The organism is Mycobacterium sp. NGS11 (assembly GCF_059813315.1).
Genome location: NZ_JCALEJ010000077.1, coordinates 1 through 389, shown reverse-complemented (window position 1 = coordinate 389; position 389 = coordinate 1). Strand labels below are relative to the sequence as shown.

At 67.1% G+C, this 389-nt stretch carries 1 protein-coding gene; it reads right to left on the bottom strand.

Annotated elements, in window-relative coordinates:
• Positions 1–389 (bottom strand): AMP-binding protein (locus AC5Y4T_RS26180; protein ID WP_499950962.1); only part of this gene is annotated, 389 nt, incomplete at both ends.

Sequence of the window (389 nt, the reverse complement as noted above, 5' to 3'; positions counted from 1 at the left end):
GCCGCCCCGGTCTTGAGCACCGCCGCAATCGACACGATCGCCTCAGCCGACCGGGAAAACAGCAACGCCACCGACTCGCCCGGACCCGCACCATGACCAACCAGCACATGCGCCAACCGATCAGCGGCCTCATCGAGCTCGCGATACGTCATCGACCGGCCATCGCATGTCAGCGCCACCGCACCCGGGGTGCGCGCCACCTGCGCCGCAAACGCCGCGGGAATCGACACCGCCGACGACTCCGGCTCCTCCAACACCACCCGGTTACCGACCTCGGCCAGGCGAGCGTGCTCAGCAGCATCCAACAGATCCACCGACGACAACCGCCGCCCCGGATCAGCACTCAACTCCACCAACACCCACCGCAACCGCTCGACCAACAACTCGAT